This is a genomic window from Halorhabdus tiamatea SARL4B (genome assembly GCF_000470655.1).
Classification (GTDB): domain Archaea; phylum Halobacteriota; class Halobacteria; order Halobacteriales; family Haloarculaceae; genus Halorhabdus; species Halorhabdus tiamatea.
On record NC_021921.1, the window covers coordinates 58,662 to 72,410 of the forward strand.

Annotated in this window: 17 protein-coding genes; 7 read left to right on the forward strand and 10 right to left on the reverse strand. The window is 56.7% G+C overall.

Annotated features, from left to right (window positions below; all coding sequences use genetic code 11):
* Window positions 1-16 precede the first annotated feature (16 nt).
* A complete protein-coding gene (locus HTIA_RS00295; protein ID WP_008525215.1) occupies window positions 17-994 on the reverse strand; it encodes a hypothetical protein in 978 nt (325 codons plus the stop codon).
* Window positions 995-1,132: 138 nt separating this feature from the next.
* On the opposite strand from HTIA_RS00295, the gene HTIA_RS00300 reads away from it, so the two are divergent.
* Complete coding sequence (locus tag HTIA_RS00300; RefSeq protein ID WP_008525213.1) at window positions 1,133-2,131, forward strand: transcription initiation factor IIB; 999 nt, start codon at window positions 1,133-1,135, stop codon at window positions 2,129-2,131.
* Between the two features lie 252 nt (window positions 2,132-2,383).
* On the opposite strand, the gene HTIA_RS00305 is transcribed toward HTIA_RS00300, so the two are convergent.
* The 3 genes from HTIA_RS00305 to HTIA_RS00315 form a co-directional block, all read right to left on the reverse strand.
* Window positions 2,384-3,721 (reverse strand): hypothetical protein, encoded by a 1,338-nt coding sequence (locus HTIA_RS00305; RefSeq protein WP_021029473.1) that lies wholly within the window; start codon window positions 3,719-3,721, stop codon window positions 2,384-2,386.
* Window positions 3,722-3,789: 68 nt separating this feature from the next.
* The gene (locus HTIA_RS00310) at window positions 3,790-4,347 is read right to left on the reverse strand and encodes a DNA N-6-adenine-methyltransferase (protein ID WP_198408533.1); all 558 of its coding nucleotides are present in this window, start codon (window positions 4,345-4,347) and stop codon (window positions 3,790-3,792) included.
* Window positions 4,348-4,616: 269 nt separating this feature from the next.
* On the reverse strand, window positions 4,617-4,817 hold the full coding sequence (locus HTIA_RS00315) for a hypothetical protein (RefSeq protein ID WP_008525208.1): 201 nt from the start codon (window positions 4,815-4,817) through the stop codon (window positions 4,617-4,619).
* Window positions 4,818-4,942: 125 nt separating this feature from the next.
* Here HTIA_RS00315 and HTIA_RS00320 point away from each other — a divergent pair, with 125 nt between their 5' ends.
* The gene (locus HTIA_RS00320; RefSeq protein ID WP_008525206.1) at window positions 4,943-8,545 is read left to right on the forward strand and encodes an Eco57I restriction-modification methylase domain-containing protein; all 3,603 of its coding nucleotides are present in this window, start codon (window positions 4,943-4,945) and stop codon (window positions 8,543-8,545) included.
* A complete protein-coding gene (locus HTIA_RS00325; RefSeq protein ID WP_008525204.1) occupies window positions 8,545-9,093 on the forward strand; it encodes a TATA-box-binding protein in 549 nt (182 codons plus the stop codon). The genes HTIA_RS00320 and HTIA_RS00325 overlap by 1 nt, the downstream gene beginning before the upstream one ends.
* A 230-nt stretch (window positions 9,094-9,323) precedes the next feature.
* On the opposite strand, the gene HTIA_RS00330 is transcribed toward HTIA_RS00325, so the two are convergent.
* The 4 genes from HTIA_RS00330 to HTIA_RS00340 form a co-directional block, all read right to left on the reverse strand.
* A complete protein-coding gene (locus tag HTIA_RS00330) occupies window positions 9,324-9,551 on the reverse strand; it encodes a hypothetical protein (protein WP_008525203.1) in 228 nt (75 codons plus the stop codon).
* 38 nt (window positions 9,552-9,589) lie between these two features.
* Window positions 9,590-9,736: a hypothetical protein gene (locus tag HTIA_RS16545; protein WP_008525200.1), complete on the reverse strand. Its 147-nt coding sequence runs from the start codon at window positions 9,734-9,736 to the stop codon at window positions 9,590-9,592.
* Between the two features lie 205 nt (window positions 9,737-9,941).
* Window positions 9,942-10,313 (reverse strand): hypothetical protein, encoded by a 372-nt coding sequence (locus HTIA_RS00335; protein ID WP_008525198.1) that lies wholly within the window; start codon window positions 10,311-10,313, stop codon window positions 9,942-9,944.
* A 17-nt stretch (window positions 10,314-10,330) separates the two neighbouring features.
* Window positions 10,331-10,813 carry a hypothetical protein gene (locus HTIA_RS00340; protein ID WP_008525195.1) on the reverse strand — a complete coding sequence of 161 codons (483 nt, stop codon included), beginning with the start codon at window positions 10,811-10,813 and terminating at the stop codon, window positions 10,331-10,333.
* 106 nt (window positions 10,814-10,919) lie between these two features.
* Between HTIA_RS00340 and HTIA_RS00345 the strand changes: the two genes are divergently transcribed.
* From HTIA_RS00345 to HTIA_RS16935, 4 genes are all read left to right on the forward strand, one after another.
* A complete protein-coding gene (locus HTIA_RS00345; protein ID WP_008525193.1) occupies window positions 10,920-11,930 on the forward strand; it encodes a hypothetical protein in 1,011 nt (336 codons plus the stop codon).
* An 89-nt stretch (window positions 11,931-12,019) separates the two neighbouring features.
* Window positions 12,020-12,214, forward strand: a complete 195-nt coding sequence (locus HTIA_RS00350) for a hypothetical protein (RefSeq protein WP_008525192.1) — start codon at window positions 12,020-12,022, stop codon at window positions 12,212-12,214.
* Window positions 12,214-12,525: a hypothetical protein gene (locus HTIA_RS00355; RefSeq protein WP_008525191.1), complete on the forward strand. Its 312-nt coding sequence runs from the start codon at window positions 12,214-12,216 to the stop codon at window positions 12,523-12,525. Before HTIA_RS00350 ends, HTIA_RS00355 begins: the two co-directional genes overlap by 1 nt.
* Complete coding sequence (locus HTIA_RS16935; protein WP_008525190.1) at window positions 12,522-13,250, forward strand: recombinase family protein; 729 nt, start codon at window positions 12,522-12,524, stop codon at window positions 13,248-13,250. Before HTIA_RS00355 ends, HTIA_RS16935 begins: the two co-directional genes overlap by 4 nt.
* Window positions 13,251-13,296: 46 nt before the next feature.
* Here HTIA_RS16935 and HTIA_RS00365 read toward each other — a convergent pair whose 3' ends face one another.
* Both HTIA_RS00365 and HTIA_RS17270 read right to left on the reverse strand, forming a co-directional pair.
* The gene (locus HTIA_RS00365; RefSeq protein ID WP_008525189.1) at window positions 13,297-13,530 is read right to left on the reverse strand and encodes a hypothetical protein; all 234 of its coding nucleotides are present in this window, start codon (window positions 13,528-13,530) and stop codon (window positions 13,297-13,299) included.
* A gap of 2 nt (window positions 13,531-13,532) precedes the next feature.
* Window positions 13,533-13,661, reverse strand: coding sequence for a hypothetical protein (locus tag HTIA_RS17270; RefSeq protein WP_275040304.1), 129 nt, complete (start codon window positions 13,659-13,661; stop codon window positions 13,533-13,535).
* Window positions 13,662-13,749: the final 88 nt, after the last annotated feature.

Here is a 13,749-nt window from a genome sequence, read left to right on the forward strand (position 1 = left end):
ATGCGCGACAGATACGTTACTCTGTGAGGATGTTATCGGCTTCGACGGCGTGCATAGCGTCATGCACGTCGGTTGGTAAGTCCTCCCCGCGCATGTCTCGGGACCGGGCTTCTGCGTAGAACTCTATCGGGTCGTGGTCCAGTCCTTGCCCGAACTCCTCGCCGATCGCGTCGCGGTAAGGGTCCATGGAGGCGTGCATGCGGTCCCATACGCCGCCGTCGTTGGCGTCCATGACTGACTCGATGTCCACGTCTGCGTCGTGGTACTCTCGTAAGTGAACGTGGTGCGCGGCTTCGTGCCAAAGCGCGTGCCGGGTGTCCTCAATATCAGTTCCGTACGACGTCACCGACCCGTCGTCGCCGTCACGGTACGTGTCACCGTTCAGCGTTATCGTGGGTTGGTAACCGAGACTGTTCCCGACGATGTCCTGCGGTTCCGGTTCGTACTCCGCGTTCACCCCGGACACGCCCCCGTGTTTCTCCGCGAGGTTCTCTCCCGGAGTGGTCGTGATTTTGTGGATCCCGTCCAGCACACCGGCGTCCCGGAGTTCCTCGATGTCCGCGACCGTGTCACGGAGCCGGTCCATGTCGTCGATGTTGGTGAGTGAGACTCGGATGTCGTGTTCGTGGTAGTGCTCGGTGATTTGATCGACTGCCCACCGAGCTTCTGAGTCGTACCAGTCGTCAGCACCACCGTACGATTCACCGTCCAGTATCCGGTCAAGAGTCCCTTCGTAGTGTGCGCGGTCACGTGGGGCGTCAGCGTGCGTTGTAGCCGCCCCTCCCGTGTCCGGGTCCGTGTGGTCGTCGTCGGTACCGTCGCCGTCAGCACCCGCATCACGGTCCTCTTGCCTGGTCGTCGTGACGGGGCCGGGTGACGTGTCTACCTCCCCGGCTTTTCCGAGGTACTCCCAGTGGTGCTGCCCACCGCCGTAGGTAACTCGGTACGCGTACGGCCCGTACCCGTTGATGCGCTTGTGAACGATCGTCGCCATACTCAGACGCAGGACACCGGGAGGGAAGCGCGACAGATACCGTCTTGAACCGCAGGACACCCGCCCGCCAGCGGCGCGTCGTTAGTAAACCGGCGTATCTGTCAAACTTGGTCATGGGGTGTGTATACTAACATACCCATGGCAGGCACCCCTACACGCCTCAGAACCCGTGAAAACGGTGAAACACGTACAAACAGTGAACAAAACACCGAGTCCAGCGAGGACACGACATCCCAGCAGACGTGCGGCGAATGCGGCGGTGACCTCACCCGCGACAACGGAGAAATCGTGTGCGAGGACTGCGGATTAGTAACCAGCGAGAACCGCATCGACCGAGGGCCGGAATGGCGAGCGTTCAACCAGCAAGAACGCGAGGAGAAAAGCCGCGTCGGAGCCCCTACCACGGACAAACTCCACGATAAAGGCCTCTCCACGAACATCGACTGGCAGAACCGCGACGCGTCCGGGACCCCACTCTCCAAATCCAAGCAGGAGCAGATGGACCGTCTCCGAGAGTGGAACACCCGCAGCAAGACAGCGACAAGCGCCGACCGGACGAAGCAAACCGGGTTAGCGGAAGTACAGCGCATGGCGTCCGCGCTCGGACTCCCCGAACACGTCGAAGAAACGGCGTGCGTGATGCTGAAACAGTGCGTTACCCAGGACCTGATGCGCGGTCGGTCGATTGAAGGCATGGCGACAGCGTGCATCACGCTCGCTGCACGGCAGTGTAACTGCCCGCGGCAGCCTGGTGACGTGTACAGCGTGTCACGGTTACAGGACCCGTCGCGCGTAGATTCTGACATCCGGTACGTCGCACGCGAGCTCGGTGTGGAAGCCGCGCCTGCAGACCCGCGCGAATACATTCCAGGGTACGTCGATGCCCTGGACGTGGACGACCCGGTAGCCGTCCGGGAAACAGCTGTAGACATGCTTGACACCGCCGAGAACGAGAACCTGCACTCCGGCCGCGCACCGACCGCGATCGCGGCCGCAGCAGTGTACTCCGCGACCGTTATCCACATTGAAGGCATCACGCAAGTTGACGTCGCACAATCAACCGATGCGTCCGCCGTCACGATCGGGAAACGGTACCCAGAAATATTGAACGCGTACGGCGTCCCGCAGTCAGCATAACACGGACCCTGCTGGTTGGTAACTGTGTTACGCAGGTTCTGGCGCGTTCAAACCAGGCGTGAGGGTATCACCGTCCCTGTCGATGTACTCATTTTCCACGAGTCGTGGGAGCACCGCTCGAACTGTGAGCTGCGTAACACCAGTCAGTTTGGTAAGACCACGGATTGTGATGGAACCGTGCAGTACAACGACCGCAACGATTGCCTGTGACCGAGCGTGTAACTCTCTCATTAGTAACCGTGAGAGACCGTGTTATTCGACCTTCGGTGCGAGCACGATCGAATCATCGTTCCCGAGCTCGATTTCGAGCGGGTGCGTGTCGTCGTTCCCGGAACGCATCACCGCGTCGTCGGGCAGCACAGGGTCGAGTAACTCCCAGTACGTGCTTGAGTACCGCGACTCCCCACCGCCCGCTGTCTCCATGTGCACCTCGCCGTCACGGTGTTCCACGGACTCCACGCGAGACATTTCATCCTGACTTATCCCACCCCAATCCTCACCGGTCGGACCGACTGACACCGTGTCACCCTGATCGGACGCGTACAGGTCGTCTATCCGCGAGTCAGTCATTTGCAGCGCACCGATAACGGCCGTCGCCGGGTCACCAGAACGGTCTGAGACGCGTGCGACGACGTCACCGACTGCGTCCGTGTTCTCCTTGATGTCAACGTCCACGGCAACGCGCTCACGCTGCAGGCTGGATAACTCACCGTAGTCTTCTAACGCGATCTCGTCACCGTTCGGATGGTTTTCTTTCGCCGTCGCGGGACCGACACCGTACAGGTCTGTGACCGGTGTTTTCCCCTTCTCGCCGGCGTTCGTTGGTATCGTGTCCGGGTGCGCGAACCCGAGTGCGTCCGGATCGCTCGCTGTGTCCTTCGCCTTCCGGACTGCGTCGACGCCGACTGTGTCCTCTAACGCCGCTTGCACGCTCGCTTGCTGATCCGGTTCTGCCACGCGCCACGAGTCAGTGACGGAGTCCACGACACCGTTCACGAGGTCAGCGGCAGCGTCCGCGTCGGTCGGCATCCGAATATCCGTGTTGGTAAGCGTGACACTGTACTCGTCGTCTTCATCAATCTCACCGGGCCGCACACCGATTTTCGCCTCAATCGTATCGAGAGCCTCACGGACTTCGTCTTCGTCCGCGGGGATGTATTCACTCGTGGTGGTACTCGTTCCGAACGAGTTCGACCGTCGTTCGGTTTGGATCGTGTCGATGGCGTCTGCGAGCTCCGGGTCGTCGGTGTCCATCAGGTTGAGGAGTGACCGCATGTCCCCGGAGTCGTATGCTTTGCTGCCTTCGACTGCGAGGGCGTCTACGAGGTCCTCGTACGTGCCTGCAGCGTCGTCTCCGTCCAGTCCGTCAAGGAGTGCGGCCGCTGCCGGGTCGTCCACACGCGACCGTGTAACCCCGTTCACGGCGTGTTCCGTCTCCGGTTGGTAATCATCCGGAACCGGACCGAGTTCCTCGTCAACCGCGCCGGCCTTCCCGAGGAATTCCCAGTTCTGCTTCCCACCACCAAGGTGCGTGACCTTATACAAATACGGCCCGTACCCATTCACCGTCTTGCTGATTATTGCTGCCATTACACGTGTTAGTAACGTGTAGACCGGGATGCCCGACAGATACGCCCGTAAAAACCACGAGCCACCGGTCAGTCAGCCGGGGATTCCGAGTACTCACACGCGTTAACCCCGGGCGCGAACGAGTCTAACCGGTCCTGCGCGCCCACGTCCCGGTCACGGAGCTTCACGAGGAACCCTTGCGACGATAAGTATTCCACTACGTCCGTGTTCTCAGCTGCGTCGCCCCATACGAGCACGAGAGACGGTGCAGGCGCGGAATTCGCCGCCTCACCGAACGACAGCCGGCCTTCAACGAAACACGCTAAGTCAGCTGTCGTCGCGTGGTTGTGGAACCATTGAGTACTGGTTCGGGCGAACACTAAGGAGATGATCGAGTCCACTGCACCGCGGTGGTACTCGTTGCGCGCGTACTCTAACCAGTCACTGACAGTCGAATACGGCGGGTTTAGCCACACGTCACCGTGCCACGGAATAGACAGCCCATCTTCGTCTTTGGTAACGTTCCGTTCCGCGAGGTTCGATGATGTGCTTGCCGACGGGTCTAAGTCGAATCCGGAGACTGCATCGATGAGCGGTTCGACGAACTCACCTGGTGTGTCGTGGTCGTCGTCGCCTTCCTCGTACACGTGCCCGACTGAACTGAACGTCATGTACGTTGGTAACCCGGACACGGGTAACACCGGGAGATACGCGGAGTGTACGGAGACCGCGTAACACTGAACGTGATCGGAAAAGCAACGGGTAGGGGTAAAGCGAATGGGAGAAGCGTTGATGGTAGCAAGCAACCCAAGCAGATGCTGTCAATCTGTGTTGGAGTGCTCCTCCCAGTTACACGTAAGTCGCGGAGGGGGATAAACGACAGATACGGTGCTGCGACCGTCACTCGCGCCGCCGGTCACCGCATGTCGTTGTAGAGTTCGTTGGCTTGCTCGTCCACCCACGCTTCCGCAGCGAATCCTGAATCACCCCACAGGGCCAGGGCATTCAGCACCGCTTCACGGCACTCCACTCGATTCGGCGCGGTGTCAGTGTCAGTGTTGGTAAGCTGGTCAGCGGCCGCGCGTTGGACGGCACTGGGGAGGTTTTCCGGTGTCATGATGTGCTCGTAGGTAACTCGTGTGATGGGGAGAACGACAGATACGCTCGGGAGAGAAGACTGAGAGATACAGCCAAACGAAGGACGCACACTTATAACGCGAACGTGAGAAGAATCTCTCATCAATGAGCGGTCTCACGGAATCTCTCGCAGAACACCTCCCCGACGACTTTGACGAAAAAGTCACAGACCCGGACCACGGCGAAGAAACAGCAGCGAAAAACTACGGCGTCCCGATACTGAAAGAACTCGGGTTAGAACACGCAGACTACGAAGAAATCATCGAATCCGGCGACCGTCCAGACTTCGTTTGGGAAGACAAAGACGGTGTCACACGAATCGTTGGTGAACTCAAGAAACCGTGGGACGAAGAACATAGTGACGATGACCCCCGGTACAAAATCGAGCAAGCGATCAGCGAAGCCCGCGTCTACAACGACCAACTCCGTCTCAAATACATCCTCGCAACCGACGGGCGGTACATCTTCTTCAGCAACGAATACGAAGACCCGCCAGTAGAACTCGAACTCGACCTACTCCAAGTTTTCAACGACCCGGGCGACGACGACGTCGAACAGACCGCAGCGCAACTCAAAACACGTATCACCGGGACGTACGACGGCGAATGGAACGATGAACCCAGCCAACGCGATATCAGCGACCCGGAGATATTCGAGGAATTCATCGAAGCGTCACGCGCTGCACTCAACGACGACCTACTCCCGAGCATCGAACGGTTATTCGAAGTATATGAAGACCAGTACGAACAGTTCGAAGAAGAACGAGCGGAGATAGAAACGGAACGCGAAGAACTCCGTGAACAGTACCGCGAACACATCGACTGGGGACCGTACAAGGAAGCGATTGACCATGTCGCAGACGATCTGCAATACGATTACGAAGAACACTTGTCCGGTGCTGCGTCCGGGAATCTTGACGAGGACCGGTGGATTGACGAAGTGGCAGAATTCCGCGAGGAACTACTCGGGCTCCGGAATCAACTGTCCAGTAAAGAAGCGGAGTACGAGGAAGCCCGTGCATGGCACGACAAGTGGCAGTCGTGGTTAATCCTCACCGGGAAAGACTACGAGTCCGCTAACAAATCGGATAAAGAAGACATCCGCGAAACGTTCCAGTTGCAGACGCTAAACACGCTGTACAACCGGTTGCTGCTCATCCGGACGTTCGAAGACATGGGGATTATCGGTCAGGTAATTAGTAACGGGTTCATCAAATTCTACGACGAAAAAGTCCAACTCCGAGATAACAAGTTCCTCGAACCGTTGAGCACTGCGTCCCGGCAGGCAGAAGAAGTGTACTCCCCGTTGTTCCGGAGAGACACCCCGCACGACTGGTACCACTACGAAGAAGACGTGCTGAAAACCGTTCTCAGACGGTTTGACAACTTCAACTTCCGGGAGATAGATCGGGATATCTTCGGTGAAATGTACCAGCAGTGCTTGGACAGTGAGAAACGAAAACGACTCGGAGCGTACTACACGCCACCGACCGCCGTTGAATTCCTGCTGGATTACTCGTCATTCACCCCGCACGAACGGAACATCAAACAACGCGACGAACCCGTCCTTGACCCGGCATGCGGCAGCGGAACGTTCGTATTAGCGGCCATGAGTCGTGTGATTGACGCGTTAAAGGACTCCGGATACGATTTGACACGGGACGACGACTTACTGGACGCGATCGAATTGGTTAACGAGAAAATCCGTGGGTTCGACGTTGACCCGTTCGCCATTCAGCTTGCGCAGTCGAACCTCCTCATCCGTGTCCTGCAGGAACGCCGTAGCGCTGGTGACGACGCGCACTTGGAACTCCCATCGTTCTCCACGTTCGACACAGACTCGTTGTTAACCGCGAAAGGATCAGAAACCACGAGCATCGACCGGTTCTACAGGGCACGAGAGGACAACGCAGAAGACTTGGACGAGATCATCGAAGCAAAGCAAGATGATTACACGTGGGTGATTGGTAACCCGCCGTACGTCCGGGCGGAAAACCAGGACCAGCACCGCATCGACGAATACGAACGTCTGCACGACGTGTTCGGTGAAGACCAAGCGGACATCTTCACAGCGTTCATTGAACAGGGGCTGGACTGGTTAGAACCAGGCGGGCAGCTGGCATTCGTTGTCTCGAACGCGTTGTTGGTAACTGACCCGTCGGAACCCGCCATGAAGTACATCCGCGACAACGCGACCATTGACCTTGTCGCTGACCTTACACGATGCAAGATATTCGGTATTGACGTCAACACGTTCCCGATCCTCATCGTACTGACGAAACGCGCAGGGGAAGACAACGAAGACGTTCGGAAAGAGAACGAAACTGAGGTCGTGAAAGTGTTCCCGAAAGGCTCTGACGGGAACGAATGGGGGTACGCATTAGACCACGCCGCAGCAGACCTTCTCGATTGGCGTGACGAACCCGACTACGACTTTGAAACGGACTTTGAAAGCGACGAGTACCCCGGAATCACTACGGAAGACACGTACGACCGGTACACCGTCAGTCAAAACCGGTTCATTGAGGAGTGGAGTGACTGGTCTGACCGCCTCACGTTGAACTTCCAAATCACGGACGAGCTCTGGGGCGTGGCAACAGACTTGGAAGACGGTGACGAGTGCGTTCCGCTGAACGACCTGTGTAAAATGGACGGTGGTGGGCGCGGTGGACCGGTCTCTCGCGGTGAGGAACCCCGGTTCTTCCGCCCGTACACGTCCGAAGAGAAAACAGACGACCATGACACGCCTGTCGTCGGTGGGAGGAACCTCGAACAGTTCTACCTGGGTGACGCACCGGGTGACGTTGAGGAGTACATCGATCTTGACGCCGTCGAAGCGGACGACGACACTGACGTGTCCAGTAACAAGATGGAAGCGTTCGGGAAAGACAAAATCGCGTACCGTGAGACCGCCCCGGAACTAACGTTCGTTGTGGACGCAGCGGATGAAGACCCGAAATTCTACAATAAGACGGCGTACTTCCTACAACTGCAGAACGACGGCGGATTAGCTGAATTCTCCGAATCGAGCGCCGCGCTTGATCCGCACTACATTGCTGGCCTGCTGAACAGTAACCTGCTTGACTTCTATTACAAAGCGTACTACGAACACCTGAGTTTCCGTCACGCACCCGCGGTCCGAGTCCGCCCATCACACCTGCACCACGCACCCATCAAACTCCCGGACGACGACACGCGAGAGACGATCGCCGACCACTCCAAAACACTCCACGAAGCCAAACGCGAGGTGAAGAAACTCCGGCATGAACGCGAGACGCTGTTCGAATCGTTCAAAGAAGACGGTCGTACGGTGTCATTCCGTTCGAAAATCCGGTCGGTCGAAGAGTCACGGGATTACAACATCAGGACGTTCTCCGTCGAACAAGACGGGACCGAAGTGAGTCTCAACACGCATTACACGGTGAAGATGCACAGTACGCACGAAGCCGCTGCGCTCACCGAATTCCTCGAAGAGTACGGGAACGAGTACATAGCCGGTGATAAACTCCGGAACTTGGAGTTACCGGAGAGTTTGGATTCGTTCGCTGATGAGCACAGTGATTTGGACAGTGCGATTGGTGACTTAGAAACACGGATTGACGCGGAGGTAGATGCGTTGAACGATGCCGTGTACGACCTGTACGGTGTTACGGGCCACAAGGATGAGATTGAAGCGTATCTTGATACGTTCTTGAAAGTGATTAAGTGATGAGTGAGGGGTTAGAAGTCGTTAATGTGGTCGGGTCCGGGGAGTTCGATTTGGAGCTTGATTTAGAGGTTCTTGCACGCGATTTAGGCGACGTTGCAGAGTACGACCCGGACGGGCACACAGGGATGCATATCCGCCTCTCCAACGGGGCGTTGGTAACACTGTACCGGACTGGGAGTTACCACATCGTCGGGATTGAATCGGAGCAAGGTCTGACCGAATCGCGTGAGGAGCTCATCGAGCGATTACAGAGACTTGAGATCCAGTTCGACCCGTCGGCAGACGGGTTCGGTGTCCGGAACATCGTTTGTACTGGGGACTACGGAGAAGCTGTGAATTTGAACGCGCTCACGATCGGGTTAGGGCTTGAGAATGTCGAGTATGAGCCTGAACAGTTCCCCGGGTTAGTGTACCGGCCGGAGGGCTTCGATGCGGTCGTGTTAGTGTTCGCATCAGGAAAGCTCGTGATTACGGGTTTAACTACTCTTAACACGGCGTCCCAGGTGCTCGATTCCGTGAGTGCGGATATCAGTGAGTTACTGCCGTAGGACGAACGCCCGTCCCTGGTGTCGTTGGTATCTACGAACCTGTGCTTGTTCGAACGGATGTACACAGGTACGTACACGAGAACGTACCGACGAACGTACACGAGTCCGTCAGTACACACGCCCACGCAACCAAACGGTGTTTACTGCAGAGTATCTAAACCGGCTCACGTCGGCGCGAACCCCTGGTTCGGGAGCGTGTGATCCCGCGAAAACCGGCCTGTGCGCGTCGGTTAGTCGTCTATCGGTGGGCGCACGTCACGCCCCCGAACGTCCACCGTCCGCCCGGAATCTAACGCGACTCGGTACAGGCGACTATCTACATCAACACCAGTCACGTCTCCGGCGTCGTCGTGGAGTACAGTCACGACCTCACCGTGCGCCCCGTGCAGATCGTGGTCCACGTCTGCTTCGTCGGGGATGTCAATCCGGACGCGGTCTCCTTCGCCTGCCTGTTGCACACTCTGGTCGTGTGTCGTTAGTAACGTAAATCGTTCTGTTACTCGTCCGCGTTGTTTCTGAGTGCTTCCCGGTGCCGGTCAATGCTCGCTTCCATTTCATCCGAGGATTCGAACGCGTCCAGTTCTTCCAGGAACGTCCGGTATTCCTCACGGGAGAGTCGGGGGACGGATTTCGGGAATGGCATGTGTGTTGGTAAGTTGCCGAGCGGGATAACGTAAGGATACGTGTTCGCCTGAGGGTGCGTACGTGAGTACGGGCGGTCGGGCGGACTCGGGTAGGTACGGACGGGTGTACACGCGCACGTACACGGCCACGTACTCGGGTACGTACCTGCGCACGTCCACACACCCCGGAGAACACACGAACGGTCCTGCACCCCGTTGAGCGCGTTAACGAACGTACGTGAACCCGCGAGTCGGCGGTGTCTTCGTCTGCGGGGCATCGACGAACTCCACCGGGTCGAACCAGATGCGCCCGTCCTCCACGCGCCGGATGCGCGAGCGAGCGATTACACGATCGCCGTCGCTGAACAGGATGGACGCACCGCGCCCGGTTTGCCGCGGGGTGCCGTTGACGGTCCAGTAACACTCGGTTGTGTCGGGGTTGGTAATGTTCTCACGGGCTTTGTGCTCGATGTCCTCCCGCGTCGTTCGGATGAGCACGTCTTGAATGCCGGCTGCTGCTTTCGCTTCCACTTTGAGTTGTTCTTCGGTCGCTCCGGTCACGTCTGCGAGTTCTTCGATCGTCGGAACTTTGGACATACCGGTTGGTAAGACGGTTACAGGTATGAGCGGCAGATACGGTACACTCGGTACACGACTCGGATTGGGAGGAGTAGTGTTGCCATCACAGCAATGAGTAGAAACAGGATTGCGTTTTTCCACATAACCAGGTTTTGTCGCACCGGCCACACGATAGTCTCTGCTGCAGTCGTCGTGCCGGTAGTGTCTTCTTCCGGTTCTGGTTCTAAGCTGGGGAGTACATCATCGTGGAAGGTATCGACGGCGTCCGGGTCAACGAACAGCACGAATAAATCCTGGGTACACGCACGTTCCCGCATTCCTTCCCGGAGTTCTGATGAGAACGTTACGATCTCGTCAATCTTGTCGGCGTGTGTTTCGAGCAACGATTCGAATTCGTCTGCTGGGATGGTCCAGTTCAGGTCGTGTGTCGCACACCCGGAGTCAGTTGCGGGTACGGCACCCACTCCTACACGGTCAAGTTGATCTTCGAGTTCGAGGTCCTGCGGGTCTACTCTCATATTGGTTGGTAAGAGACTCAGGGGGAAGGGTGACAGATACACCACACCGGGCGCGACACCCGAACCAGGCACCACGCTTACAGTCACGGCATGTCCCACAACAAACATGCCGCCGGTAGTATTCCTTGACCAACGAGATTGGGTGGATCTGGCCAAGGAACGAAAAGGAACGTTAGAACCACACAAATCGGATTTAGAGGATGTTTTAGAATTCGTTATTAGCACTGCAGACACCGGAGACGTCGTTTACCCGATTGATTTGACCCGGTTCAGAGAGACCGCATACCACTCACGTCCTGAGCACCGTGATTCGTTCTTTGATTTTCTGTTCGATGTATCGAACGGTTACACAATAGCACCGTACGATATCGTTCGGAAAGAAGAAATCACGTGGCGTCTTGACCGGGTACGAGGGAATGCAGGATACATGACCGGTCGTGTCGTAAATCAAGGACTCCCGCACCTATTTGGCGGGCAAAACTACCAGATTGTCCCGACCGACGGTGAGAAGGATCCCTCGGATATCCCGGACCGAATTCTGCAGGAGATATACGACTCTATTGAGAGTCGTGATGTGTTCGACTTGGCTAAGGACCCTGATCACGGATTGATTGATATGCTCGCGGACCAGGAGGGGTGGGAAGCTATGGCACAGGAATTGAACGAAACACGGCACGCTCATGAAGAGAAGTATAATGACAACGAAAACCGGCGGCGGCGGGAAAAGATCCGGTCCTTCATGAGTGATACCATTCCTGAGTATTTCATCCGTGGTTTTGAATCTGGATTGTCGATACAGGAGTTAGGTGTTTTTCTCGGTGATTATTGGAGTGGTGCCCCGGATGTTGATGATGCAGAAACGTTCCTTCAGAGCTTCCCAGCGGAATACTCCTTCACAGAATTGGTGTATCAACGAGATATTCAAGGGTCGGACTGGGAGTCAAATGATATTGCGGATATTGAGTCGTTGTCGGTTGCGATTCCGTATTGTGATGTTGTAACCGCAGATAACCAGTTCGCTGATTTAGCACACCGGTCGAACCTTGATGAAATCTATCATGCTGATATCATCACGGACTTGCACGAGTTGCCGGGCGTTGTGAGTGAACGGTTGTGAGCGTTTTCATAGATGGGTGTCTATGAAAGACACTACACCGTATCTGTTCTTTAAGTATGTATAACACGTAGTATACTATGTAACAGAACATGGCAGAATCGTTCGAATTCACCACGAAATTGTGGCAACGATCACCAAACTCGTACGCCAGCACCATCCCCAGAGAAATCCTCGCAATCAAAGGCGCACCCACCGGCGACGACGCCCGAGTCAAATGGTCCATCAACCCGGACACCGGGAAGGTCGAAGTAGAATTCGCCGAAGAAACCGAAGGTGATGATTGATGCGACAAACAACACTCAACGAAACCGCGCCCACCGACCACGTAATCGAAACACTACAACAACTTCAGAAAGGCGACGTGATCCGAGTTGATGCAATCAACGAACCGATCCGAGTGCACAAGAACGGAGAGTTCCTCGGGGACGCCGATATCATAGAAGCCTACCGTGAATCTGGTGCGCGGGCGAACATCGGGATTGTGAATGGTGAGGCGTGGTTCGACTACTCACAACTCCAGGGTTTTGATGAACAGCGGGACAGAATGCAGCGGATCGAGGAAGCAACCGTTATTGAGGGTGGTGGCACTGGATGAAACGAGCGCTCGCGTGGATTCGGAAGAGTAAGGGCAGCGACGACGACGTCGGGTTAGAGCTCCAACGCGAGGAAGTACACGCATTAGCAGAAGAACTCGGTGACGAAGTTGACACGCTCGACCTTGGCGTCCAAACCGGGTTCAGCACACTCACCCGCGACCCGGACGCCAGCACCACATGGATCGACCAGCACCTTGACGTGCAGGACACCGTCGAAGAACTACGCAGCGGAGCATACGATGTCCTCGTGGCGTTCGATGACCGGCGGGTCGCTCGGGACGAGTACTTCTCTGTAATCGAACACGCAGCCGTTCAGGGTGGCTGCGACGTCGCCTTCGTCAGCGACGACGTAGAGACCGACGACTTAGCCTTCGACATCCAACGCCGGGTCGAACGGAAGACCAAGGACGAGGAAATCAAGAAATCGAAGGCTGCAGTGAAAGAGAAGCAAGAGAACGGGCACTTCCACGGAACCGTACCGTTCGGACTCGCGTTCACTGCCGACAAGATGCACCTGGAAAAGCACCCAGTCGAGTGGGATCAGCTGCTTGACGCGATCGAGCGGCGAGAGAATGGTGAGACGCTCGCGTCAATCGCAGACGATATTGGAACGTCCGCGCCGACCGTGTCACGAATGACGAATCGCGGTGTTGAGTGGTATGAGGAGAAACTCCGGGAATACGGGCGGGAAGAACCGGTCCCGCACGCCTCGAACCAGGGGTGAAGGGCGTGTGTCCAGTGCCCCGGGAACAGACACGCCGAATCACGGGCTACGGTGGCAGGTCGTCAATCGGGTAGTACTGACAGTCGCACGTTAGAATCAAACCGTTCTCATCGGTGTCGTCGTCAAGGACAGTCAAATCCGAACGGTTGGTAAGGATGATAGCACTCCCGCACTCGTCACAGTGGACGGCGTCGATTCCTTTCCCGATCATCGAGTAAATCACATCGGACACGATTCCATCGAACCGTGGTTCGTTGTTGAGTTCTTCTCTGCTCCCCATCGTCACTCGTCACCCCCGTTCTCTTCTCCCGTGTCGTTCACGCGGTCGGCGACGGCTTCCCGGGCTCTCTCCAACATCTCCAACTCAAACCTGGATTCAGCTACTTCTTCTGCAGTTGGTGCATCTCCCATACTCATTAGTAACCGGTCCCAGGGTTAGAGTGAGAGATACGGCACCTGCAGACACGACACGGCCACCCGTAGATATAAATAGGATGCT

Excerpts from the sequence above, each read along its gene's own strand:
- HTIA_RS00295 (WP_008525215.1), bottom strand. The coding sequence starts at position 994 with ATGGCGACGATCGTTCACAAGCGCATCAACGGGTACGGGCCGTACGCG.
- HTIA_RS00300 (WP_008525213.1), top strand. The coding sequence starts at position 1,133 with ATGGCAGGCACCCCTACACGCCTCAGAACCCGTGAAAACGGTGAAACA.
- HTIA_RS00305 (WP_021029473.1), bottom strand. The coding sequence starts at position 3,721 with ATGGCAGCAATAATCAGCAAGACGGTGAATGGGTACGGGCCGTATTTG.
- HTIA_RS00315 (WP_008525208.1), bottom strand. The coding sequence starts at position 4,817 with ATGACACCGGAAAACCTCCCCAGTGCCGTCCAACGCGCGGCCGCTGAC.
- HTIA_RS00320 (WP_008525206.1), top strand. The coding sequence starts at position 4,943 with ATGAGCGGTCTCACGGAATCTCTCGCAGAACACCTCCCCGACGACTTT.
- HTIA_RS00325 (WP_008525204.1), top strand. The coding sequence starts at position 8,545 with ATGAGTGAGGGGTTAGAAGTCGTTAATGTGGTCGGGTCCGGGGAGTTC.
- HTIA_RS16545 (WP_008525200.1), bottom strand. The coding sequence starts at position 9,736 with ATGCCATTCCCGAAATCCGTCCCCCGACTCTCCCGTGAGGAATACCGG.
- HTIA_RS00335 (WP_008525198.1), bottom strand. The coding sequence starts at position 10,313 with ATGTCCAAAGTTCCGACGATCGAAGAACTCGCAGACGTGACCGGAGCG.
- HTIA_RS00340 (WP_008525195.1), bottom strand. The coding sequence starts at position 10,813 with ATGAGAGTAGACCCGCAGGACCTCGAACTCGAAGATCAACTTGACCGT.
- HTIA_RS00345 (WP_008525193.1), top strand. The coding sequence starts at position 10,920 with ATGCCGCCGGTAGTATTCCTTGACCAACGAGATTGGGTGGATCTGGCC.
- HTIA_RS00350 (WP_008525192.1), top strand. The coding sequence starts at position 12,020 with ATGGCAGAATCGTTCGAATTCACCACGAAATTGTGGCAACGATCACCA.
- HTIA_RS00355 (WP_008525191.1), top strand. The coding sequence starts at position 12,214 with ATGCGACAAACAACACTCAACGAAACCGCGCCCACCGACCACGTAATC.
- HTIA_RS16935 (WP_008525190.1), top strand. The coding sequence starts at position 12,522 with ATGAAACGAGCGCTCGCGTGGATTCGGAAGAGTAAGGGCAGCGACGAC.
- HTIA_RS00365 (WP_008525189.1), bottom strand. The coding sequence starts at position 13,530 with ATGGGGAGCAGAGAAGAACTCAACAACGAACCACGGTTCGATGGAATC.
- HTIA_RS17270 (WP_275040304.1), bottom strand. The coding sequence starts at position 13,661 with ATGGGAGATGCACCAACTGCAGAAGAAGTAGCTGAATCCAGGTTTGAG.